Annotated in this window: 24 protein-coding genes; 22 read left to right on the top strand and 2 right to left on the bottom strand. The window is 38.7% G+C overall.

Annotated elements, in window-relative coordinates; genetic code table 11:
• Positions 1 to 579 precede the first annotated feature (579 nt).
• The 12 genes from rpmH (at position 580) to KFZ56_RS19210 (ending at position 11,799) form a co-directional block, all read left to right on the top strand.
• Positions 580 to 714, top strand: coding sequence for a 50S ribosomal protein L34 (rpmH, locus tag KFZ56_RS19265; protein WP_050350585.1), 135 nt, complete (start codon positions 580 to 582; stop codon positions 712 to 714).
• A gap of 111 nt (positions 715 to 825) precedes the next feature.
• Positions 826 to 1,167, top strand: a complete 342-nt coding sequence (gene rnpA / locus KFZ56_RS19260; protein ID WP_222643835.1) for a ribonuclease P protein component — start codon at positions 826 to 828, stop codon at positions 1,165 to 1,167.
• Between the two features lie 98 nt (positions 1,168 to 1,265).
• Positions 1,266 to 2,042: a YidC family membrane integrase SpoIIIJ gene (gene spoIIIJ, locus KFZ56_RS19255; RefSeq protein WP_222643834.1), complete on the top strand. Its 777-nt coding sequence runs from the start codon at positions 1,266 to 1,268 to the stop codon at positions 2,040 to 2,042.
• On the top strand, positions 2,039 to 2,650 hold the full coding sequence (gene jag / locus KFZ56_RS19250) for an RNA-binding cell elongation regulator Jag/EloR (protein WP_222643833.1): 612 nt from the start codon (positions 2,039 to 2,041) through the stop codon (positions 2,648 to 2,650). The genes spoIIIJ and jag overlap by 4 nt, the downstream gene beginning before the upstream one ends.
• A 433-nt stretch (positions 2,651 to 3,083) precedes the next feature.
• Positions 3,084 to 4,460 carry a tRNA uridine-5-carboxymethylaminomethyl(34) synthesis GTPase MnmE gene (mnmE, locus tag KFZ56_RS19245; RefSeq protein ID WP_222643832.1) on the top strand — a complete coding sequence of 459 codons (1,377 nt, stop codon included), beginning with the start codon at positions 3,084 to 3,086 and terminating at the stop codon, positions 4,458 to 4,460.
• Positions 4,461 to 4,478: 18 nt separating this feature from the next.
• Positions 4,479 to 6,365 (top strand): tRNA uridine-5-carboxymethylaminomethyl(34) synthesis enzyme MnmG, encoded by a 1,887-nt coding sequence (gene mnmG, locus KFZ56_RS19240; RefSeq protein ID WP_222643831.1) that lies wholly within the window; start codon positions 4,479 to 4,481, stop codon positions 6,363 to 6,365.
• Positions 6,366 to 6,429: 64 nt separating this feature from the next.
• The gene (gene rsmG / locus KFZ56_RS19235) at positions 6,430 to 7,146 is read left to right on the top strand and encodes a 16S rRNA (guanine(527)-N(7))-methyltransferase RsmG (protein WP_222643830.1); all 717 of its coding nucleotides are present in this window, start codon (positions 6,430 to 6,432) and stop codon (positions 7,144 to 7,146) included.
• A gap of 366 nt (positions 7,147 to 7,512) precedes the next feature.
• Positions 7,513 to 8,376 (top strand): nucleoid occlusion protein, encoded by an 864-nt coding sequence (gene noc, locus KFZ56_RS19230; protein WP_222644065.1) that lies wholly within the window; start codon positions 7,513 to 7,515, stop codon positions 8,374 to 8,376.
• A 208-nt stretch (positions 8,377 to 8,584) separates the two neighbouring features.
• Positions 8,585 to 9,358: a ParA family protein gene (locus KFZ56_RS19225; RefSeq protein WP_222643829.1), complete on the top strand. Its 774-nt coding sequence runs from the start codon at positions 8,585 to 8,587 to the stop codon at positions 9,356 to 9,358.
• Positions 9,339 to 10,175, top strand: coding sequence for a ParB/RepB/Spo0J family partition protein (locus tag KFZ56_RS19220; RefSeq protein ID WP_222643828.1), 837 nt, complete (start codon positions 9,339 to 9,341; stop codon positions 10,173 to 10,175). The genes KFZ56_RS19225 and KFZ56_RS19220 overlap by 20 nt, the downstream gene beginning before the upstream one ends.
• Before the next feature lie 227 nt (positions 10,176 to 10,402).
• Positions 10,403 to 11,107, top strand: a complete 705-nt coding sequence (locus KFZ56_RS19215; RefSeq protein ID WP_222643827.1) for a DUF554 domain-containing protein — start codon at positions 10,403 to 10,405, stop codon at positions 11,105 to 11,107.
• Between the two features lie 65 nt (positions 11,108 to 11,172).
• Positions 11,173 to 11,799, top strand: a complete 627-nt coding sequence (locus KFZ56_RS19210; protein WP_222643826.1) for a transporter — start codon at positions 11,173 to 11,175, stop codon at positions 11,797 to 11,799.
• Positions 11,800 to 12,170: 371 nt separating this feature from the next.
• Here the strand turns inward: KFZ56_RS19210 and yyaC are convergent, their stop codons facing one another.
• Entirely contained in the window at positions 12,171 to 12,794 is a 624-nt protein-coding gene (gene yyaC / locus KFZ56_RS19205; protein WP_222643825.1) for a spore protease YyaC, read from the bottom strand.
• A gap of 88 nt (positions 12,795 to 12,882) precedes the next feature.
• On the opposite strand from yyaC, the gene KFZ56_RS19200 reads away from it, so the two are divergent.
• The 7 genes from KFZ56_RS19200 (at position 12,883) to rpsR (ending at position 17,823) form a co-directional block, all read left to right on the top strand.
• A complete protein-coding gene (locus tag KFZ56_RS19200; protein ID WP_222643824.1) occupies positions 12,883 to 13,911 on the top strand; it encodes a YkvI family membrane protein in 1,029 nt (342 codons plus the stop codon).
• Positions 13,912 to 13,924: 13 nt separating this feature from the next.
• Positions 13,925 to 14,839 (top strand): mechanosensitive ion channel family protein, encoded by a 915-nt coding sequence (locus KFZ56_RS19195; protein ID WP_222643823.1) that lies wholly within the window; start codon positions 13,925 to 13,927, stop codon positions 14,837 to 14,839.
• Positions 14,840 to 14,877: 38 nt separating this feature from the next.
• Complete coding sequence (locus tag KFZ56_RS19190) at positions 14,878 to 15,081, top strand: DUF951 domain-containing protein (RefSeq protein ID WP_222643822.1); 204 nt, start codon at positions 14,878 to 14,880, stop codon at positions 15,079 to 15,081.
• Positions 15,082 to 15,284: 203 nt separating this feature from the next.
• Positions 15,285 to 16,385 (top strand): redox-regulated ATPase YchF, encoded by a 1,101-nt coding sequence (gene ychF / locus KFZ56_RS19185; RefSeq protein ID WP_222643821.1) that lies wholly within the window; start codon positions 15,285 to 15,287, stop codon positions 16,383 to 16,385.
• A 236-nt stretch (positions 16,386 to 16,621) separates the two neighbouring features.
• Positions 16,622 to 16,912 carry a 30S ribosomal protein S6 gene (gene rpsF / locus KFZ56_RS19180; RefSeq protein ID WP_222643820.1) on the top strand — a complete coding sequence of 97 codons (291 nt, stop codon included), beginning with the start codon at positions 16,622 to 16,624 and terminating at the stop codon, positions 16,910 to 16,912.
• 176 nt (positions 16,913 to 17,088) lie between these two features.
• Positions 17,089 to 17,571 (top strand): single-stranded DNA-binding protein, encoded by a 483-nt coding sequence (gene ssb, locus KFZ56_RS19175; protein ID WP_222643819.1) that lies wholly within the window; start codon positions 17,089 to 17,091, stop codon positions 17,569 to 17,571.
• Between the two features lie 21 nt (positions 17,572 to 17,592).
• Positions 17,593 to 17,823 carry a 30S ribosomal protein S18 gene (rpsR, locus tag KFZ56_RS19170; RefSeq protein ID WP_222643818.1) on the top strand — a complete coding sequence of 77 codons (231 nt, stop codon included), beginning with the start codon at positions 17,593 to 17,595 and terminating at the stop codon, positions 17,821 to 17,823.
• A 355-nt stretch (positions 17,824 to 18,178) separates the two neighbouring features.
• Here the strand turns inward: rpsR and KFZ56_RS19165 are convergent, their stop codons facing one another.
• Positions 18,179 to 18,667: a DUF1189 family protein gene (locus KFZ56_RS19165; RefSeq protein ID WP_222643817.1), complete on the bottom strand. Its 489-nt coding sequence runs from the start codon at positions 18,665 to 18,667 to the stop codon at positions 18,179 to 18,181.
• A 280-nt stretch (positions 18,668 to 18,947) separates the two neighbouring features.
• Between KFZ56_RS19165 and KFZ56_RS19160 the strand changes: the two genes are divergently transcribed.
• The 3 genes from KFZ56_RS19160 to rplI are packed head-to-tail and all read left to right on the top strand — an operon-like array spanning position 18,948 to position 22,345.
• Positions 18,948 to 19,898 carry a YybS family protein gene (locus KFZ56_RS19160; protein ID WP_222643816.1) on the top strand — a complete coding sequence of 317 codons (951 nt, stop codon included), beginning with the start codon at positions 18,948 to 18,950 and terminating at the stop codon, positions 19,896 to 19,898.
• 27 nt (positions 19,899 to 19,925) lie between these two features.
• Complete coding sequence (locus tag KFZ56_RS19155) at positions 19,926 to 21,902, top strand: DHH family phosphoesterase (RefSeq protein ID WP_222643815.1); 1,977 nt, start codon at positions 19,926 to 19,928, stop codon at positions 21,900 to 21,902.
• A complete protein-coding gene (gene rplI / locus KFZ56_RS19150; RefSeq protein WP_222643814.1) occupies positions 21,899 to 22,345 on the top strand; it encodes a 50S ribosomal protein L9 in 447 nt (148 codons plus the stop codon). Before KFZ56_RS19155 ends, rplI begins: the two co-directional genes overlap by 4 nt.
• Positions 22,346 to 22,371: the final 26 nt, after the last annotated feature.

The raw sequence follows: 22,371 nt of genomic DNA, 5'->3' as shown, positions 1-22,371 counted from the left end.
GAATAATTTCACTCCTTTCGACATATATATGATAGAAAAAGCCTCTCTCAATCTAGTAAAAAGATGGAAAGGCATAACAAACTATATAACTTTTACATTATTTTTGTTTTTTGTCTGTGGATAGGAAAACATTAGAAGGCCGATGTCATTGATAGCTTATATACAATATCCACAGAGTTGTTGAAAAATATATAAAGATAGTGTGAATATCTATCCACAAATAATCCACAAGTAGTGGATAACTTTTCAATTGTTCTTGGATTTACACAAGTTAAACACTAATATAATATCAAATAAATAGAGGAATGGCAATGGATTTTCGACAGTTATCCACAATTTCAACCGGTTGTGTAGAAATATTCTCCACATCCCCATATTTTGTGATTAACATGTCGATACGGAATGTGGATAGGGAAAAATGTGTCGAATGAAGGTGAACATCGCATTGTGGATAAGATTATACAAAATGAAAGTTGACATATTGGTCCCGTATTACTATAATTACAGAGACTGTTTATGGACATTCATCAATAAAGTTGGGTATTATTAGGAATGATCCCTCTAGGAGGTGCAAGATAAATGAAAAGAACATTTCAACCAAATAATCGGAAAAGAAAAAAGGTACATGGTTTTCGTACACGGATGAGCACGAAAAACGGTCGTAAAGTTATCGCTCGCCGTCGTCGTAAAGGAAGAAAGGTATTATCTGCATAGGCCACTGAAAAGTCAGTGGTCTTTTTTCTCTTTAAGGAAATTCATAAAGGGTGTATCTCAAGTTGAGTTGCAACGTATTACATAGATGTGATTTAGTAAAGGTGATAATGGATGAGAAAAGAATTTCGTATAAAGAAGAACGAAGAATTTCAGTATGCGTTTAAGCATGGGAAATCCTTTGCCAACAGACAGCTAGTCATATATTATGTAAGAAAACCTACGCAAGATCACTTTCGGATTGGGCTTTCAGTAGGTAAGAAAATTGGAAATGCTGTTACACGAAATCGAATTAAACGTTATTTGCGTCAAGCCTTTCAGGAATTGGAAGATTGTATACCCAAAGTGTATGATATTGTGATTATCGCCAGACAGCCTACGAAGAAAATGGGTGCTGCCGAAATAAAAAAAAGTTTAACCCACTTACTATACAAAGAACACTTATTAAAAAAATAATAACAATGACTGTTTTAAAATAGAAACCTTCTCTTATATGAGGTAGAATAAATAGTGCAAATGGATAGGTATTTGTTAATTAGTTAGGAGGAAACATTTTGCGTAAGAAGCACATTTTGCTTTTGACCTTAATCGGGTTAGTAGTATTACTTGCCGGTTGTACCCAAGTGAATGAACCGATAACGGAAGAAAGCACCGGTATTTGGAATACCTGGTTAGTATATCCTTTATCCCAATTTATCACATATTTAGCCGAATTGTTTAATGAAAATTATGGTTTAGCTATTATTATTGTAACGATTCTTGCCCGCTTGTTGTTGTTACCATTAAACATAAAACAACTTAAAAGTTCACGAGCGATGCAGGAAGTCCAGCCAAAACTTCAGGAATTACAAAAGAAATATAGTTCTAAAGATCAAAAAACGCAACAAAAGCTTCAAGAAGAAACGATGGCTTTATTCCAGAAAAACGGGGTAAATCCACTCGCAGGTTGTTTGCCGATTTTTGTACAAATGCCTATATTAATGGCGATGTATCATTCAATAATGCGAACGGAAGAAATTAGTACACATAGTTTTCTATGGTTTGAATTAGGTTCACCAGATCCCTTCTTTATATTACCATTGATTGCTGGTGGAGCGACCTTCTTCCAGCAAAAGCTCATGATGGCAGGAAATCCTTCTGCAAGTAATCCGCAAATGCAAGTGATGCTTTATGTCATGCCGATTATGATTGGTGTGTTTGCGATCTTCTTCCCATCAGCATTGGCATTATATTGGGTAGTAGGTAACGTCTTTATGGTTGCTCAAACCCTGCTTATCAATAAACCGATGATGCGTAATAATACTAACAATACTGGAGGAGACAAAAAGTGAGAGAAATAACTGCTAGTGGACAAACCGTTGATGAAGCGATCCAATCAGCATTAGAGCAGTTAAACATCACGAGGGACCAGGTAGAAGTTGATGTTATTGATGGAGGTAAGAAAGGGTTACTTGGTTTTGGATCAAAACGAGCAATTGTAAAAGTAACCATCAGCAAAGATCCAATCCAGGAAACAGCGGATTTTATTAAAGAAGTTACCATGAATATGAATGTAGATGCAAATGTTTCAACAAGTATGGAGGGTAACCATGTCACTTTTGAATTAAGTGGTGATAATATCGCTATCTTAATCGGAAAACGTGGCCAAACGCTCAATTCCCTGCAATATTTAGTACATCTTGCGTTAAATAAAGACAACACACAGTTTTATTCTGTTACAGTAGACGCAGAGGGATATCGCGATCGGCGAAAAGACACCCTGCAATCCTTAGCAGCGAAAATGGCGGATAAAGCAATCCATATCAATAAAAAAGTAGCGCTTGAACCAATGCCGGCATTTGAGCGAAAAATTATCCATAGTGTTCTGCAAAGCCGTGGCGATGTTTCGACATACTCTGAAGGTGATGAACCGCATCGGCATATTGTGATTAAACCATGAGGTAAAAAATGTTAAATCAACTTGGCCTAGTGACAATTGCCAAAAGAGGAAACTATAATATAAAATCCCGTCTGTTTTCTTATTGGAAGGCAGGCGGATTTTTATGAAAGATAAGAAGGTATAAAATTGGGGAGGGCCCGAGTGGCGGCAAAATTGATCGAACTAATGAAGAGGATGCGTTAAGTAGTCATGAAGAGATAAAGTTGCTAGAAAAGGATATGAGGAGAAATAACGAAAAGGATTGGAATTCCGTTTATGCACATGTGGATAAACGGAATTTTTAGTGGGACGATTTTTTCTGTGGATAAGTTTATTTTTATCATAATTTGTGATATTCTTTCTTGGCGGGCGGGAAGAGAATATGCATATTCTCCGCCTGTATAAATGCCAATAAAATTTCATTTATATATATAATAGGTTGGAGGTGGAAATGATGGAGACAGATACAATTACTGCAATATCAACCCCTACTGGTGAAGGTGCCATTGCGATTGTACGGTTGAGCGGTCCGGAGGCGATTGCAACTGCAGCAGGATTATTTCAAGGGGGTAATTTACATGAAGTAGCATCACATACGATGCATTATGGAAAAATCGTAGATCCAGCAACATCCGATGTAGCAGAGGAAGTAATGGTTTCCGTCATGCGTGCACCGAAGACATTTACAAGAGAAGATGTTGTGGAGATCAATTGTCATGGTGGGATGGTTGCCGTTAATCGTGTACTTGAAATCGTTTTGGCTAGTGGCCCAAGATTGGCAGAGCCGGGGGAGTTTACGAAGCGAGCATTTCTGCATGGACGTATTGATTTATCACAGGCAGAAGCCGTGATGGACTTGATTCGTTCCAAAACGGATAAGGCAATGTCTGTAGCGTTAAAGCAAATGGACGGACGCCTGTCAGGACTTATAAAGCGTTTGAGACAGGATTTACTGGAAACTGTTGCGCATGTCGAGGTTAATATTGATTATCCGGAATATGATGATGTGGAGGAAATGACGCACAAGGTGATGCGTGAAAAAACAAAACAAATCCATCAAGAGATTGATGATCTGTTGGAAGTAGCGAAACAAGGTAAAATCCTGCGTGAAGGCCTGGCAACAGCTATTATAGGCCGCCCGAATGTAGGGAAATCTTCTTTAATGAATACCCTTGTACAGGAAAATAAGGCGATTGTCACGGAGGTTCCGGGAACGACACGTGATGTTATTGAAGAATACGTGAATGTACGCGGGGTTCCACTTCGATTAGTGGATACAGCCGGGATTCGTGAAACAGAAGATATTGTTGAAAAAATCGGTGTCGAGCGATCCAGACAAGTCTTAAATGAATCCGATCTTATATTAATTGTGTTAAACTCTAATGAAGAACTAACAGAGGAAGATGTAAAGCTTTTTGAAGCAATTGCTGGGCTTGAATATATTGTGATTATGAACAAGACGGATCTCGCGCATAAGCTTGATGTAGATAAAGTGAAAGAGATGGCGGAAGGGAATCCGATTGTTACAACGTCACTTATTCAAGAAGAGGGCATAAACGAATTGGAGTCAGCGATTGCAATGACCTTCTTTTCTGGTGATATTGATACCGGTGATTTAACTTATGTATCGAATGTAAGGCATATTCAATTACTGAAGCAGGCAAATCTTGCATTAGCAGATGCTATGGAGGGTATTGATATAGGGATGCCCCTTGATATTATACAAATTGATGTAACCCGCGCATGGGAATTTTTAGGAGAAATAATTGGAGATACGGCCAGTGATGGTTTGATCAATCAATTATTCTCACAATTTTGTTTAGGAAAATAAAAGGAAGGATGAAAAACAATGACATATGATGCAGGCCATTATGATGTAATCGTGATTGGTGCCGGCCATGCTGGTGTTGAGGCTGGTGTAGCCGCATCAAGAATGGGTGCAAAGACATTAATGTTAACATTGAATTTAGATATGATTGCTTTTATGCCATGTAATCCGTCACTCGGTGGTCCTGCAAAAGGCATCGTCGTACGGGAAGTGGACGCACTTGGTGGCGTAATGGCAAAAGTGATTGATAAAACGTATATCCAAATGCGCATGTTAAATACAGGAAAGGGTCCAGCCGTACAGGCGTTACGGGCTCAAGCAGATAAGCCTCTGTATATAAAAGAAATGAAAAATGTGATCGAAAACGAGGAAAATCTGACCCTTCGTCAAGGGATGGTTGACAGGTTAGTTGTAGAAGACGGGGTATGTAAAGGTGTTATTACCGAATCAAAAGCAAAATATTCTGCCGAAACGGTTATTATTACAACAGGAACATTTAACCGTGGAAGAGTATTAATGGGGGATTTGGATTACGAAAGTGGTCCAAATAATCAGCGTGTATCTGTGAAACTGTCGGAGCATCTTGAGGAACTTGGCTTTGAACTTACACGATTTAAAACAGGGACTCCTCCTCGTGTCAATAGTCGTACCATTGATTATTCCAAAACAGAGATCCAACCAGGAGATGAAAAGCCCCAAGGTTTTTCTTATGAAACCACCGAATTTATTGTCGATCAAATCCCGTGTTGGTTAACATATACCAATGAATTCACCCATCAAATGATTAATGATAACTTACAACTTTCTGCCATGTATTCAGGCATGAAACGTGGTACAGGTCCCAGGTATTGTCCTTCGATTGAGGATAAAATCGTTCGTTTTAATGATAAACCCCATCACCAAATATTCCTGGAGCCAGAGGGAAGAGATACGGAAGAGGTCTATGTGCAAGGATTGTCGACTTCTTTACCAGAATCCGTGCAACATGGTATGGTTCGAAGTGTACCTGGACTTGAGCATGCAGAAATTATGCGAGCAGGGTATGCAATCGAATATGATGCGATTGTTCCGACACAGCTTTGGCCAACGCTTGAAACGAAAAAAATTCCCGGCCTTTTTACTGCAGGACAAATTAATGGAACATCCGGATATGAAGAAGCAGCGGCACAAGGGATTATGGCAGGTATTAACGCCGCGGCAAAAGTAACAGGCAAAGACCCTGTCATTTTAGATCGATCCCAAGCTTATATTGGTGTTTTAATCGATGATTTAGTAACAAAAGGAACAAACGAACCATATCGTCTGTTGACCTCACGTGCCGAATACCGCCTACTATTGCGTCATGACAATGCTGATTTACGTTTAACGGAAACAGGTTATAAACTTGGAACAGTGCCCGAAGCACGTTACAAGAAATTTGTCGAAAAAAATGATGCTGTCGAAGAAGAGAAAAAACGATTAAGCAAATTAACCGTTAAACCAACAGAACAAGTAAATAAAGTAATGGCAGAAGCCGGAACTGCACCATTAAAAGAAGCAATAAAAGCATATGAACTATTAAAACGTCCGGAACTAAACTATGATATAGTCGAACGTATAATCGAACCAAATCCCGAACTCTCACAGATAGTCAGAGAACAGGTTGGTATCCAAATCAAATATGAAGGCTACATTAAAAAGGCGAATGATCAAGTTGCCCGCATGTTGAAAATGGAAGATAAAAAAATCCCGGAGGATATTGATTACGAAGACATTAGTGGTATTGCGACAGAAGCAAGACAGAAATTGAAAAAAGTACAACCACTGTCAGTGGGGCAGGCATCTAGAATATCAGGCGTAAACCCTGCAGATGTTTCTATTTTACTCGTGTATTTGGAGCAGGGGAATATTGCTCGTGTTGCCAATTAACTGGATCGGATATCCAAAACGTCCGGTAGGGTTTTGATACACATTTGAAGGAGATTTCGTGCCAATGAATCCGCAAGCTTTCCGAGAAGCATTAAGTGAACAGGGAATTGTATTAAATGAGTACCAAATGAAGCAATTTGCTATTTATTTTCAAACCTTGGTAGAATGGAATCAAAAGATAAATCTGACTTCTTTAACAGAAGAAGCAGATGTTTATTTGAAGCATTTCTATGACTCCATAACATTAGCGTTTCATTATGATTTTAAAGAAGCTATTTCGATTTGTGATGTGGGTGCTGGAGCAGGTTTTCCAAGCATCCCACTTCAAATATGTTTTCCTTATTTGCATGTAACCATTGTAGACTCACTAAAAAAGCGGATTACCTTTTTAAAGCACTTAGCAGCACAACTTGAACTAACGAACGTTCAATTCCATCATGATCGGGCAGAAAATTTCGGAAAAAGCCGAGCATTTCGGGAGACGTTCGATGTAGTGACAGCCAGGGCGGTTGCGCGAATGTCTGTATTAAGTGAATTATGTTTACCACTTGTCAAAAGACAAGGCATATTTATGGCAATGAAAGGTTCTAACATTCATGAAGAATTGGAGGATGGGGAATCTGCTATCCGACTATTAGGTGGAAAAATAGATAAAACCCACATCTTCACGTTACCTCAAGAGGATAGTGAGCGATCCATTGTAATGATCAATAAGTCGGGGAATACACCTAAAAAATATCCAAGGAAAGCTGGAACACCAAATAAAGAGCCTATTGTATAAAGGTATTTTTTAAAAATTTGACGTATGCCTTCGTTCCACTTATGTAGAGGCCGGGACACAACAAAAGTGTTTAACTAAAAAACGAACATTTCCGAAGCGATGTATATTCGGAATATATTTGTTAAAAACACGTTTATTCCAGCCTCTGCCCAGCATTTTATTTTTCATAGATAAACTTTTATTTATTTCGTACTTTTTCGAGTCTATTTATGGTAAAATATATAATAAGTGTGGGATGGCTATTCACTGATGTGTAATAGTGTTTTTTAATTGTTTCACGTGAAACAATTTTTACATAGATCGTTAATGTTTTTCCAAGTTTTCCATGATAAGAGTATAAGTTGAATAAAAAGGTGGTGTCTGATGATGGTACGTCCTTTTAGTCGAGTATTTGGTTTGGGAGATAAATCTGATTCTGAACCAGAAGAAGAAATCTATCATCCGGATGAAGTGATACAGCTTCCAGTAAATAGCATTGAACCTAATCGGTATCAACCGAGATCTATTTTTAGTGATGAAAAAATCAGCGAACTGGCGCAAACAATTCACACACACGGTATGATCCAACCAATTATTGTACGAGAATTGGAAGGGGAAGAGGGTAAATACGAGATTATTGCTGGTGAACGGAGATGGCGAGCTGTTCAATCGCTAGAATGGGAGAATATCTCTGCGATCATTCGTAATATGACGGAAGCAGAAACAGCGTCCGTTGCTTTAATCGAAAATCTTCAACGGGAAGAATTAACCGTGATTGAAGAGGCTACCGCATATGACCAATTATTGCAGCTTCATGATTTAACACAAGAAGCTTTGGCGCAAAGGTTAGGTAAAAATCAATCAACAATCGCAAATAAGCTCAGATTACTAAAACTTTCCGAAGAAGTGCAGCAGGCAATATTAAATAAAGAAATTACGGAACGCCATGCACGTGCCTTGATTAAATTAACTGATCCAGAAAAACAAGTAAAGCTCTTGCAGGCGATTGTAGAAAATGATTTAAATGTAAAACAGACAGAAGAGCGCATTGCTAAAATGCAGAAACCAGATGAAGGGCAAAAGAAAAAGCGAACAACGTTAAAAGGGTTTAATAAAGATGTTCGCATTGCGATGAATACGATTCGTCAGTCGTTAAATATGGTTTCAGATACGGGTGTCGATGTGGAATCCGATGAGAAGGAACATGATGATTATTATCAAATAACGATTAAAATACCGAAAAAGAATTAATAGATATTATCATAATTTATGAGAATGCCCATCTTTTATAAGGAAGATGGGTGTTTTAGGTACAGCCTGGCAACAGTTCAAATTACATTTTTTTAACAAAGAAGAAATATATATAGTAGTATAGATTAAATTAGTGGTAGAATAGAAGATATAAGAATTTTGGCCATTAAAATAGGAGAAAACGTTTTTCTAATAGGTAGGTGTCAACATGGGTAAAATTATGTCCATCGCAAATCAAAAAGGTGGTGTTGGAAAGACAACTTCATCGGTTAATTTAAGTGCAAGTCTTGCACAATTAGGTAATAAAGTATTACTTGTAGATATAGATCCACAGGGAAACGCAACAAGTGGTGTAGGTGTTAATAAGGCGGACATGAATCAATGTATCTATAATGTTTTAGTAGAAGACTTACCAGCTGAGGAAGTTTGTGTTTCAACAAATATAGGCAACTTAGATATTATACCTGCAACGATTCAGCTTTCTGGAGCAGAAGTTGAACTGGTTCAAATCATATCACGGGAAATACGGCTTAAAAATTCTTTAACAGAGCTCAAAGAGACGTATGATTACATTATTATTGATTGTCCACCATCTTTGGGATTATTAACGCTTAATGCATTAACGGCATCAGATACAGTGCTGATTCCAGTCCAGTGTGAATACTATGCACTAGAAGGGCTAAGTCAGTTATTAAATACCATTCGTCTTGTACAAAAGCACTTAAATAATCATCTAATGATTGAAGGTGTATTGTTAACAATGTTAGATGCTCGGACGAACTTAGGGATACAGGTGATTGATGAGGTTAAAAAATATTTTCAGGATAAAGTCTATAAAGCTGTCATTCCACGTACAGTACGTTTAGGTGAAGCCCCTAGTTATGGGCAACCAATTATAACGTATGACCCAAAATCAAAAGGAGCAGATGTATATCTTGAATTAGCAAAGGAAGTGGTTGCCAATGGCGAAAGGGTTGGGTAAAGGTATTAACGCTTTATTTCCTGACATTGAAACGCAAGAAGATGAAACTGTCCATGAAATTGCTATTACGGAATGTAGACCAAATCCTTATCAACCTAGAAAAAACTTTCACGCAGATGCCATCGAGGAATTGAAGGAATCCATCTTAGAATATGGGATTATTCAACCATTAATTGTTCGCAAAAGCATTAAAGGCTATGAAATTGTAGTAGGGGAAAGACGCTATCGTGCTGCTAAAGAGGCAGGTTTGGAAACTGTCCCTGCTGTTGTAAAAGAACTAACTGATGAAAAAATGATGGAACTCGGATTATTGGAAAACCTGCAACGCGAAGATTTAACCCCCATCGAAGAAGCACATGCATATGCCAATTTAATGAATGAACTCAAAATAACACAAGATGAACTATCGAAACGATTAGGAAAGAGCCGCTCTCATATAGCAAATATTGTGCGTCTGTTATCTTTACCGGATCAAGTTATTGCATACATTAACAATGGTGAACTTTCGATGGGACATGGACGTGCATTATTAGGTCTAAAAGATAAAGATAAATTAATAGCGTTTGTTACCAAAATACGTAAAGAAAATTTGAATGTAAGACAGGTTGAGCAGTTAATTATCAAATTAAATGAAGAACCCGCACCAAAGAAGGAAAAACCAAAAAAAGATGTATTTTTACAGGAGAGAGAATCCGTATTAAGAGATCGATTAGGAACTGGAGTTACCATTCATCGCGGGAAACGTAAAGGGAAGATCGAAATAGAATTTTATACGGATGATGACTTGGAACGTCTCATTGATGTACTTGAAAAATAAACGGATTAATGGAAGACTAACGCAGATGTTGCGTTGGTCTTTCTTATCTACATAAATGCGGGTTTTGAATTATATCGTAAAAGATTGCATTCCAAGGGATTCAAACAAGATCCAAACCTTCTGATAATGAATGAACTCCGTATAAATTGTTCCACGTGAAACAATTCAATAAATCTAATGCCTATAAAGCAAATGACATAAATTACTCGACAATGGGAGAGGGATCAATGGTTTTATTCGGGACTTTAGTGAATGGCGCATTAATTATTGTCGGGAGTTTACTCGGCTTATTTTTTACAAAAATTCCAGAAAGATTTAAGGAAACAGTCATGCATGGAATTGGACTAGCTGTACTGTTTATCGGATTACAAATGGCCTTTGAAACAGATGAGATTATTGTTGTCTTGTTAAGCCTGCTTACTGGTGGAATTCTTGGTGAGTTATTACGGTTAGAGGAAGGACTTAACCGACTCGGAGCATGGATAGGTAGCAAATTCACAACAACGAAAAGTGATTTCAGTGTAGCACAGGGATTTGTGACAGCATCATTAATATTCGTTATTGGCGCAATGGCAGTAATAGGGGCGCTGGATAGTGGCCTTCGAGGAGATCATGAAATATTAATAACCAAGGGGATTATGGATGGATTTGTTGCACTTGTGTTAACAACTACATTAGGTTTTGGTGTTATCCTTTCTGTGGTTCCAGTTGTACTTTATCAAGGAATAATTGCATTACTTGCAACCTACATAAATCAATGGATACCAGAGACCTTTTTAAATGGATTGATTGTAGAACTTACTGCAGTGGGCGGTCTTTTGATTCTAGCGATCGGACTTAATCTATTAAAAATCACACAAATTCGTATTGGGAATCTGTTACCATCTATTGTGACGGTCGCTGTAGTCTATTTTATCTATCAATTGTTCTAACACTTTCTATGAGGTCTGCAGATCGTGTGATTTGGGATAAGCTTCTTAAAATGAGGAGATACATGATGCAACGGTTGATGAAAATGGTATATGAGGGGATGATGATTCTCCTTGTTATGTTTACAATCATTACAATATGGACAGAAGATACGTATCATTCAACGGTTAACTTTATTGTTTGGATCGTGTTTTTTGCTGATTATTCCATTCGATTCCTCTTGGCGAAGGAAAAGTGGATGTTTATAAAGGAAAATCCATTTATGCTTTTGGCTATCATACCGTTAGATCAGTTCTTTCAGGTGGCTAGAATTGTACGGGTGTTTTATTTATTTCGAATTAAGACGATTGTAAAATATTACGTGACTCCATATATAGAAAAGCTCACGTATAAATCTGTGGTAAAAGTGGGATCTATTTTTCTTGTGCTATTGTTGGTTGCATCTGTAGTTATTTGGAATTTGGAAGACTCTGTCTCTACCTATATGAATGCATTATTTGTTGTATGTGGTCACTTGTTATTCTTTGGTCATCAAATCTTTGTCATTGAAAATACCACATCAATATGGATACTAACAGCAACCACTATTATAGGGGTTGTCATTCAGGGATTAGCATTACAATGGGCGTTTAATAAAGTAGAAAAGCATTTTAAGAGAAAAAAGGGTCGAAAATCTTTATCGCGCGAGACCTAACATTATTAAAATGAACCATACACAAAAGCAACGAATGCTAAATAACGTTCGTTGTTTTTTTATCCTATGGGATTCCTATTCATCAGAATTACATCTTCGCAATTATTGCGACATAATGTGCAATTCCTGTGGGAACAAATGTACTCGATGGAACCAGCATTTACGCGCAGTCCCAGCACGTGTCTAGACCTAAGCAGCTGTGACCTTCCGCGGGGAGGCTGAAGCCGTGCCCTAAGGATGCGCATCCGCCCGGCGCGATCAGGGGCGGCAATTATAGTAGTAACAGCAAATAGTAATTACGTCGCACTTTATATCCCTTGTGCTTAGAAACAATAACCTTTCGAAAACAACGAATACAGAAAAGGGGGGTACTATGTTTCGATAGTGTTAGCTTTTCGCTGCTGCTTGATAAATGTAGGCTGCGAATGAATCGTTGTTAGTTGAACATCAATGACATGTAATAAATTTGCTATTTTATGTGCCATGTCAGTAACGATGGAAAGTCTAGTATTTTGTAAGATGGCTTGTTCCATAAACCCACTGATATTGACTACGCCAGTGATATGCATATCGCCAATTGCTGGGAGTGGTTTGTTTAGAGCTGCGCCTGGTTTTACCGGTCCTGTCCTCATAATAATCTGTCCCACAGAATGACTCTTTCCCAGACAAGCATCAATTGCAATGATATAAGGATTTTGGTGATTCACCTTAATCTGTTTGATGTACGTTTCTAAATTTGTTGCGTGAACAGGTTTATGTAAGGTTCCGTAAACGATCATATGCCTCGGTTCCATAGCAGTGAAGGTTGTTCCTGTTAATGGTCCAAGCGCATCTCCCGTAGAGCGATCTGTCCCAATACAGACAACAATATATTCATACGGCAATGGAGGAAGCCAAGAAAATATTTTTTTACCCATTGTTGGGAGTAATTCGGGATCGTTATGTAACATGCGCATCGTCTCATTTTTCGGTCTAAAACGGTTTTTAAGATTCATAGCTTAACCTCCACAATCATATTGGTATAGTATACGGATATTTTCATCGTTCTATACATCGATTCTGAAAAATATTGGAGGAAACGGGATGTGGAGTGCAGGTCTGAAATGGATGTTTTTAATTATAGGCACAACAATTGGAGCAGGTTATGCCTCCGGAAGAGAGTTGTGGCAATTTTTTGGCCATGAAAGTGGACTGGCCATTCTACTATTTGCCATCTTTTTCTCGGTATCATGTGGTGTGATCTTAAAGGTTAGTTATGAGCGAAAATCAACACAATATCTACCAGTGTTACGCGACATTGTAGGTGGAAAATTAACCGGATTTTACGACGTTATGATTTTTTTATATTTGTTTACAACTACGGTTGTGATGATTGCTGGGAGTGGAGCAACAGGGCAGGCGTTTAACGTACCCAATTGGTTGGGTATAGGTATTATGGTTATGGCATTGATTATTTTATTCTTGAGGGATATCAATGGTCTATTGACCATGAATCAAGTTATTTTACCACTTTTACTTGGCGGACTTTTGTTAATTCTCTTACTATTTACTGTTGATCAGGAGTTGGCATTGTTTTCTCATTGGCAAGAACAGCGGAATTGGACTGCAGCATTTCCGTTTACGGCATTAAATATTCTACCATTAATAGCGGTGCTCGGGGCAATCGGTAATAAGATCAGTTCCAAAAAAGAGATATGGATAGCATGTGTAGGTAGTGGACTCTTACTCGGCGTTATTTCCTACATTTACAATAATAGCTTAATCCAAATTGCCGATGAATTGCTGTTATATGAAATACCGTTGTTTGCGATACTAAACCATTATCCATTTGAAATACTTATATTGATGAGTATTTTACTTTGGTTCGCTATTTTCACAACGGCAGCAGCTGGGGTACTCGGAATTGTAACTAGAATAAAAGACTATTTCAAGAAACCTTTAGGCTTGATTGTCATTGTCACTTTAGCTACAATGATCCCATTAACGCAATTAGGCTTTTCTACATTAATCACATACATATACCCGGTCTATGGGATATTAAATTTATATGTATTGACTAGATTGTTGTTATATCCAATTTGGAATAAAATGGAAAATAAACACAGTAATTAAATGGAGGTTGCATATGGATACAATCAATAATCAATTAGCAGAACTGTGGGAGTATCTAACTGGTCCGGAACTTTGGCTAACCATAGGGACTGGTATTTTAAAGATAATTATTATTTTAATTTTGGCAGTTATCATTGTAAGAGTTACAAGAAGACTTGCGAATCGGCTCTTTAACAAAGGGGAAAAAGGCGGAAAGGGTCGGATGACGGAACGAAGGGAAAACACGTTGAATAAATTAACGAAAAGTGTTGTCTCTTATGTTGTGTATTTTATCGCCTTTATTATGATTCTCGACAATGTATTAGGCTTTAACATTGGAGCACTCTTAGCTGGTGCAGGCGTAGCCGGGCTTGCCATTGGTTTCGGGGCACAGAATTTAGTACGTGATATTATTTCCGGGTTCTTTATTATCTTTGAAGATCAATTTTCCGTTGGTGATTATGTAGCAGTATCCGAAATTGAAGGAACTGTAGAAGAAATCGGGCTCCGTACAACGAAGGTTTTAAGCTGGACGGGTGAAATGAATGTGTTGCCAAATGGAAACATTACGCAAGTCACCAATTATTCGCTTCGTAATGGCTTATCGCTCGTGGATATCAATATTCCCTATGAAAGCAATGTTGATGATGCGGAACGAATTATTAATGAGGTTGCAGCGACATTACCTGAAAAATATGAGTTTATTGTAGGGACTCCGGAGATTATTGGTGTACAGAATCTGGAAGTATCCCACTTTGTTATTCGTGTTATTGCAGAGACATTACCAGGCTCCCAGTGGGCTGGCGAACGAAATATTCGTAGAGAAATGCAGGATCAATTATATAAAGCAGGTATTGAAATTCCAGCTCCTCGCGTTGTGATGTATGATCGCGGTAATGATGGAGACAGAGAAGTATTAGAAGAGCAAAAAAGAGAGCGTGAACAGTAAACGACAGGTATAATAGGATGAAAAAAGGAGAAGGCCAAATGGTGGATAAACAATTTGGGTTGAATGATGTCGTGCAAATGAAAAAGCCACATCCTTGCGGAGAAAATCGCTGGAAAATAATCCGAATGGGCATGGATATACGAATTAAATGCCAAGGCTGCGATCACAGTGTCATGATCCCGCGTCGGGAATTTACAAAGAAAATGAAAAAAGTACTGGAAAAGTCGGAAAAAAATAGTTAAAATTGACTATATTATCATCAAAGTAGTATTATAGATGCAGTAAGAGATAGAAAATGTAAAAATAATAGGGTAAAAGACGAAAATAGGCATACTTCGGTTGCCTATTTTTGTCTTTTACAAACTTGAGTTTTCCTTTTCTTGAATCTATAATTAGAGTAATTGACGCGTTCATATGAATGAAATCCTTAAGGAGTGAAAGTTGAATGTCTTTGACAGCAGGAATTGTCGGACTTCCGAATGTAGGAAAATCTACACTTTTCAATGCCATCACACAAGCTGGAGTAGAAGCAGCAAACTATCCGTTTGCTACGATTGATCCCAATGTTGGTATCGTAGAAGTTCCCGACGATCGCTTAAATAAATTAACAGCATTAGTACAACCCAAAAAAACAATACCAACCGCTTTTGAATTTACAGATATTGCAGGTATTGTAGAAGGTGCAAGCAAGGGAGAAGGACTGGGGAACCAATTTCTTTCCCATATTCGCCAAGTTGATGCGATTTGCCAAGTGGTGCGTTGTTTCCAGGACGATGATATTACACACGTATCCGGTAAAATTAACCCAATTGAGGATATTGAAATCATTAACTTGGAGTTGATTTTAGCGGACTTGGAAACAGTTAACAAGCGCTTTCAGCGGGTAGAAAAAATGGCCAGGCAAAAGGATAAAGAGGCTTTAGCGGAATATGATGTTCTTTCAATGCTTAAAGCTGCACTGGAAGAGGAAAGATCCGTACGATCAGTGGATTTCACAGAAGATCAATGGAAGATTGTAAAAGGACTTCATTTATTAACAAGCAAGCCAACACTGTATGTGGCAAATGTGAATGAGGATGAGGTTGCAGATCCGGACGCGAATGAAAATGTGCAAAAGGTAAAAGAATACGCTGCGAAAGAAGGCGCAGAGGTAATCGTTGTCTGTGCGAAAATCGAAGCGGAAATTGCGGAGCTTGAGCAGGAAGAAAAAGAGATGTATTTGGATGAGCTGGGAATTGCTGAATCCGGTCTGGATCAACTGATCAAAGCTTCTTATCAATTGCTGGGTTTGGCTACATATTTCACAGCAGGAGAACAGGAAGTACGCGCGTGGACATTCCGCAAAGGAATTAAGGCACCACAAGCAGCAGGAATCATCCATACCGATTTTGAAAGAGGCTTTATTCGTGCAGAAACTGTTTCTTACGATGATTTAATGAAGGCAGGATCCATGAATAAAGCCCGTGAAAACGGGAAGGCTCGCTTGGAAGGCAAGGAATATATCGTCCAAGATGGCGATGTCATTCATTTTCGGTTTAATGTATAAGTCAAAAGCAAAAAGTGCCTGTTTACCGGCGTATGGATTGGTACATCTACATTCTATACGTTGGAACTTGGCCATGTTAACGTAAAATCAGGATCTCTCGAAGGCTTGTTATTTTAAAAAACATTTGGTATAATACAGTATTGTGAGTAATGCAATTGATTACTCCTTGCTCCATCGGGAAGCGTACGCGCTGGACAAACGTGTGGAGCCGCATAGACCAAAAGGAGGTGTACCGGATGAGAAAATACGAAATCATGTATATCATCCGCCCAGACATTGAAGAGGAAGCTCAGACAGCATTAATTGAGCGCTTCAATAAGGTTTTAACCGATAATGGCGCGGAGATTGATAAAGTTGATGAAAAAGGCAAGAGACGCCTTGCTTATGAAATTCAAGACTATCGTGATGGATATTATGTAGTCATTAACTTCAGCAGTGATGTAGAGGCAATCAATGAATTTGATCGTCAAGCGAAGTTCTCTGATGATATTATTCGTCATATGGCAATTCGAGAAGATGATCAATAATAATATGGGTTTAAAAAGGAGGATAAAAAGGACCGAGAAGTTCGAGGCGGCGTAGTTTCGAGCAACGGAATGTATGTATTTAGATACATGAGTAGCGGAGAAACAGGCCAACAAAGAAATTCGATGTGTCATTTTTACCGGACTTTTTAAATAACCCCTAATAGGGAGTGGTTCTGATGTTAAATCGTGTCGTACTAGTAGGCAGGTTAACGAAGGATCCTGATTTACGTTATACACCAAGCGGAGTGGCAGTAGCCAATTTTACGATTGCCGTTAATCGCCCATTTACGAATCAACAAGGAAATCGAGATGCGGACTTTCTTAACTGTGTGGTTTGGCGCCGACCAGCTGAAAACCTAGCAAACTACATGAAAAAAGGTAGTATGATTGGCGTGGATGGTCGTCTTCAGTCACGTACATTTGAAGGACAAGATGGTAAAACTGTCTTCGTAACCGAAGTTGTTGCAGACAGTGTTCAATTTTTAGAATCAAAAGGTACCTCTCAAGACAGAGGACAAGACACATCAGGATTCCAAAACAGAAATCAGAATCAAAACCAAGCTCCATGGCAAAATCAAAATCAGAATCAAAATCAAGAGGATCCATTTAAAAATAATGGAGAGCCTATCGATATATCAGACGATGATTTACCATTCTAAGAAACCAAAGGAGGGTTATCAATGGCAGCTCGTCGCGGACGCGCAAAGCGTAAAAAAGTGTGTTATTTCACAGCAAACGGTATTACACACATCGACTATAAAGATGTTGATTTGCTAAGACGTTTCATCTCAGAGCGGGGGAAAATCCTTCCACGTCGTGTAACAGGAACATCTGCAAAATATCAACGTAAACTTACAAAAGCAATTAAACGCGCTCGTACAATGGCTTTATTGCCATTTGTAGCAGAGTAATCGTAGTTAAAACCTCTAAATCTGGCTGTAGGGCTGGTTTAGGGGTTTTTTGCTAGGAAAAATTTGAAAAAGGGTGGCAGATGTTTGGGGGTTCGGCATTCAAGACTGCTGCTTCAGCTTTCAGTGCTCTGGCTTCGGCATTCATGGCTGAAGGATCGGCATTCAGGAGTCCGCGTTCGGCGTTTAAGGCAGGTGCATCGGCATTCACCGATCTGGATTCCGCCCCAGACGCTCGAGCCTGGGGTGCAGTTCTTCAGGACCCGCATCGCGGGCTGCTCCATACCAAACGAACCGGGAGGCGGTGTAACGAAAGAGAATGTTCACCAGGGGTATTTCATCTTTCCCAACCCCCTGCTTAAGCCTTAACTTTTCGCTTTGGATAAACAGAAATAATCATAATTAACAATACAATTGTATAAATAAGCGAAAGCAGTAAAAACATGTCACTCACAGGGAAAAGCAATGCAATCACACTGTAAAGTATAAACGGAATGGTGGTTGTATAAGCGCTCATTTTCCAGAGTATGGAGAAGTGCAGTTTGCGTCGCATTCCTTTTGCTATGATTGTTGCGATATAGGCAATCAGAGATAGCATGAGAAAAACAATTATTGTCATTGGAAGATAATAAAACATAAAAAAATAAATAAGCATAAATATAAAATTTAGATCGGCACTCTGCCCCTCCGTTACTGTTAGTTGCTCGATCAGTGATGGTATAGAGACAAGCAATAATAGAATAAACATGTATATGATTGTTATATCCATTCCGATTCGATTAAGCTTGAAAATTGCCTTTTTACGCGGCAATTTGATACTATGGAGAAATGCTTGCAGAAAAATCATTTTTCTCATCCTTCTGTACGGTTTATTTTTATTATAATGGAAAACAATTAGAAAAGCGTATCATGCCCTGAAAAATCAATGACATTTTGCATGCGTTATGTTTGCCGGCTACAGGTGGAGCTTCCTCACTCGGGATATTTTGCATCTTAATTACAAAATATTCCCCGGGAAATAATATTTTCTACGTGTTTCGACATACATAACCCTATAAATCATGTTATCATATTATAATGAGTGAAATTAAATTTAGAAACGTTTTGTTTTAGATGAGGTGCAATAAATGAATCAATCAAAGAGGCTAACAGATGGAGCATTACTTACAGCAATATTCATGGTACTGTTGCTGGTCGCTGTTTTCGTTCCTGTTCTATCGATTTTTGCGATGTTTGTGTTGCCAGTGCCATTTGTTATATATGCATCGAGATATAACTGGAAGCCGACTTTAGTAATGATGGTTGTAGCGGCACTGTTAACAACTCTTTTCGCTGTTACTTTTACGTTGCCAATAGCTATACTTATGGGTTTTGGCGGATTAATGATAGGAAGTGCCATTTATCAGAATGTATCTGCTTATGAGACTTGGGCTCGTGGAACATTCGGCTTTATTGTTGGTCTATTATTTGTTTTTGTATACACCCAGGTTTTACTTGATATAAATTGGATAGAGGAATTTGAAGCAACGCTCGGAGAGTCCATGCAAATGAGCGCAGAGCTATTAGAACAGTTTGGAGTTGAAGGGCAGCAGTTAGAAGAAGCGAGCAGTTTGTTGGAAGAACAGGTTGGCCTGTTAACCGATTTATTTCCTGTTGGTCTTGCTATTGCCGGTGTTGTATTGGCATTTATTAGCCAATGGCTTAGTTTTAAAGTGATCAACCGAATAGAACGAAAACAATTGCAGTTTCCGCCTTTTCGCAAGTTGCAATTTCCGGTTTCTGTTATATGGATCTATTTAGTTGCATTAGTTTTTTCATTGATGGAGCTGGATCCGGATAATATCCTTTACCTAGGGACTCAAAATCTTCTTGTTATTACAGGTCTCGTAATGTCCCTTCAAGGCATTTCCTTTATATTCTTTTACGCGCATCACAAGAATATCTCCAAAGCGGTTCCCATCTTAAGTGTTGTATTGATAATAATATTCGCTCCATTACTGTATTTGGTACGTATTTTAGGTATAATCGATATAGGCTTTAGGTTAAGGGATCGCATGACAGATAATAACGAAAAATAAGGCGCACGTAAGTAGGAGCTGAGTACTATGCCAGATTTACAAAAGAAACCAAAACTTAGCAGTCATTTATGGGTGATTTATGCACTATCCATTCTATTGCTTGTTGTCATATGGTATTTCCAATGGGTGCTTGGACTTATTATGACATTGTTTTTAGCTGCTTCCATTTACTACAGCATTCGAACAGAGCGGACATTGCTTCAAGAAGCAGAAAAGTATATAGCGACTATTTCCCATCGGATTAAAAAAGTTGGAGATGAGGCGCTACTCGAAATGCCCTTTGGCATTGTTTTATATAGCGATGATTACAAGATTGAATGGGCGAATCCATATATGAATAAATTTGCCGAGGATAATAATACAATTGTCGGGAATTCATTGAATGTGCTCTCTGAAGATCTCATCCCAAGAATTAAGGAGAGTAAAGATAATATATGGTTTGAACTGGATGGCTATAAATTTCAAACAAAGGTAAAAAAAGAAGAGCGCCTGTTGTATATGTTTGATCGTACAGCGCATGCTGAATTACAAACACTGTACAATAATGATAAAACGGTTTTGGCTATTATTTATTTGGATAATTACGAGGAAATCACACAAAACATGGACGATAGGCTAAAAAGTCAGTTGAATTCACAGGTAACGGCTGTCTTAAATAATTGGTCATCTGAGAATGGGCTTTATTTGAAGCGGACATCACAAGAGCGGTTTTTAGCTGTAGGAACGCAGGAAATTCTGCGACAGCTGGAACATGCAAAATTTGATATCCTAGATAGAGTCCGTGAAGTAGACGTCCAGCAGGGTAATTCGGTTACGCTTAGTATAGGTGTCGGGTATGGTGAAGCAACCCTACCAGACCTTGGGGGGCTGGCACAATCCAGTCTTGATTTAGCCCTTGGGCGCGGCGGTGATCAGGTTGCAATCAAGGATGAAGTCGGGAAAGTTCGTTTTTACGGTGGTAAGACAAACCCCATGGAAAAACGAACCCGAGTGCGTGCGCGTGTTATTTCCCATGCGTTGATGGAACTTGTCAAAGTAAGTGATAATGTTATTATTATGGGACATAAGGCTCCGGATATGGATTCGCTTGGTGCGGCTATAGGGATTTTAAATATCGCGAAAACAAATGATGTGGAAGGTTATGTTGTATTTGACCCGGACGATGTCGATACAGGGGTTTATCGTTTGGTTGAGGAAATACAGAAAGACGAGGAACTATGGGAGCACTTAATTGATCCAGAAGAGGCAGAGGAGCTTACAGGAAACCGAAGCTTGGTTGTGGTAGTAGATACGCATCGGCCATCGATGGTTGCAAATGAAAACTTGCTTCAAATGACAGATTACAAAGTAGTTATTGATCATCATCGTCGTGGAGAGGAATTCGTGGATAATCCAACACTCGTATATATGGAACCATATGCATCATCAACCGCAGAACTGGTAACAGAGCTTTTGGAATATCAGCCGAAAAACCAGAAATTAAAAATACTTGAAGCTACGGCACTCCTATCTGGTATTATTGTGGATACAAAGAGCTTTTCCATGCGAACAGGTTCGCGCACGTTTGATGCTGCTTCCTATTTGCGTTCCAAAGGTGCAGATAACGTGCTGGTACAGCGATTTATGAAGGAAGACCTGGATGTTTATGTCAAACGTAGTAAATTAATCGAACGCTCTGAAGTTTATCGGGATTCTATTGCCATTGCAACCGCAGAAACCGGGAAAACTTACGGTCATATATTAATAGCTCAAGCAGCCGATACACTTTTAACGATGAATGGTATTAAAGCATCATTCGTTATCTCTGAGCGTAAAGATGGTAGAATTGGTATTAGCGCACGTTCGCTGGGTGAAATCAATGTGCAGCTTATCATGGAAAAAATGGATGGTGGCGGCCACTTAACCAATGCTGCTACACAAATTGAAGACACGACCCTTGAAGATGCCGAGGGCTTATTGAAGGATATTTTAGATGAATATTTCGAAGGGGGAGAATCAGAATGAAAGTAATTTTTCTAAAAGATGTCAAAGGAAAAGGTAAAAAAGGCGAAGTAAAGAATGTTTCGGATGGGTATGCACGCAATTACTTATTGAAAAACAACATTGCTCAAGAGGCAACACCAGGCAATCTGAAAGCATTGGAAGCGAAGCAGCGCAAAGAAGCACAAAAGGAACAAGAGGAAAAGGAAGCAGCCATGGATCTCAAAGATAAGTTAGCAGATCTGAACGTCGAGTTACAAGCCAAATCCGGTGATAATGGACGTCTCTTTGGATCGATTACAAGCAAGCACATTGCTGAATCTTTAGAAAAAAATCATGGCTATAAAATTGATAAACGCAAGATTGAACTCGATGAGCCCATTCGTGCGTTAGGGTATACAACCGTGCCTGTTAAGCTGCACCCGGAAGTTTCCGGCTCTGTTACCGTGCATGTAACAGAAAAGTGAGGAAACACGGGATAGTTCGAATGCTT

The organism is Virgibacillus sp. NKC19-3 (assembly GCF_019837165.1).
Classification (GTDB): domain Bacteria; phylum Bacillota; class Bacilli; order Bacillales; family Amphibacillaceae; genus Virgibacillus_L; species Virgibacillus_L saliphilus.
Note: the sequence above shows the minus strand (reverse complement) of the source record. Positions and strands in the feature narration are given on the sequence as shown.

Bases quoted from the DNA above. Each gene is read 5' to 3' on its own strand.
- yyaC (WP_222643825.1), bottom strand. From the start codon at position 12,794: ATGAATCTTAAAAACCGTTTTAGACCGAAAAATGAGACGATGCGCATG.
- rsmG (WP_222643830.1), top strand. From the start codon at position 6,430: ATGAATCCGCAAGCTTTCCGAGAAGCATTAAGTGAACAGGGAATTGTA.
- KFZ56_RS19210 (WP_222643826.1), top strand. From the start codon at position 11,173: ATGCAACGGTTGATGAAAATGGTATATGAGGGGATGATGATTCTCCTT.
- ssb (WP_222643819.1), top strand. From the start codon at position 17,089: ATGTTAAATCGTGTCGTACTAGTAGGCAGGTTAACGAAGGATCCTGAT.
- mnmG (WP_222643831.1), top strand. From the start codon at position 4,479: ATGACATATGATGCAGGCCATTATGATGTAATCGTGATTGGTGCCGGC.
- ychF (WP_222643821.1), top strand. From the start codon at position 15,285: ATGTCTTTGACAGCAGGAATTGTCGGACTTCCGAATGTAGGAAAATCT.
- KFZ56_RS19155 (WP_222643815.1), top strand. From the start codon at position 19,926: ATGCCAGATTTACAAAAGAAACCAAAACTTAGCAGTCATTTATGGGTG.
- rplI (WP_222643814.1), top strand. From the start codon at position 21,899: ATGAAAGTAATTTTTCTAAAAGATGTCAAAGGAAAAGGTAAAAAAGGC.
- KFZ56_RS19220 (WP_222643828.1), top strand. From the start codon at position 9,339: ATGGCGAAAGGGTTGGGTAAAGGTATTAACGCTTTATTTCCTGACATT.
- rpmH (WP_050350585.1), top strand. From the start codon at position 580: ATGAAAAGAACATTTCAACCAAATAATCGGAAAAGAAAAAAGGTACAT.
- rnpA (WP_222643835.1), top strand. From the start codon at position 826: ATGAGAAAAGAATTTCGTATAAAGAAGAACGAAGAATTTCAGTATGCG.
- KFZ56_RS19195 (WP_222643823.1), top strand. From the start codon at position 13,925: ATGGATACAATCAATAATCAATTAGCAGAACTGTGGGAGTATCTAACT.
- KFZ56_RS19200 (WP_222643824.1), top strand. From the start codon at position 12,883: ATGTGGAGTGCAGGTCTGAAATGGATGTTTTTAATTATAGGCACAACA.
- KFZ56_RS19160 (WP_222643816.1), top strand. From the start codon at position 18,948: ATGAATCAATCAAAGAGGCTAACAGATGGAGCATTACTTACAGCAATA.
- KFZ56_RS19190 (WP_222643822.1), top strand. From the start codon at position 14,878: ATGGTGGATAAACAATTTGGGTTGAATGATGTCGTGCAAATGAAAAAG.
- noc (WP_222644065.1), top strand. From the start codon at position 7,513: ATGGTACGTCCTTTTAGTCGAGTATTTGGTTTGGGAGATAAATCTGAT.
- rpsR (WP_222643818.1), top strand. From the start codon at position 17,593: ATGGCAGCTCGTCGCGGACGCGCAAAGCGTAAAAAAGTGTGTTATTTC.
- KFZ56_RS19225 (WP_222643829.1), top strand. From the start codon at position 8,585: ATGGGTAAAATTATGTCCATCGCAAATCAAAAAGGTGGTGTTGGAAAG.
- KFZ56_RS19215 (WP_222643827.1), top strand. From the start codon at position 10,403: ATGGTTTTATTCGGGACTTTAGTGAATGGCGCATTAATTATTGTCGGG.
- KFZ56_RS19165 (WP_222643817.1), bottom strand. From the start codon at position 18,667: ATGATTTTTCTGCAAGCATTTCTCCATAGTATCAAATTGCCGCGTAAA.
- mnmE (WP_222643832.1), top strand. From the start codon at position 3,084: ATGGAGACAGATACAATTACTGCAATATCAACCCCTACTGGTGAAGGT.
- rpsF (WP_222643820.1), top strand. From the start codon at position 16,622: ATGAGAAAATACGAAATCATGTATATCATCCGCCCAGACATTGAAGAG.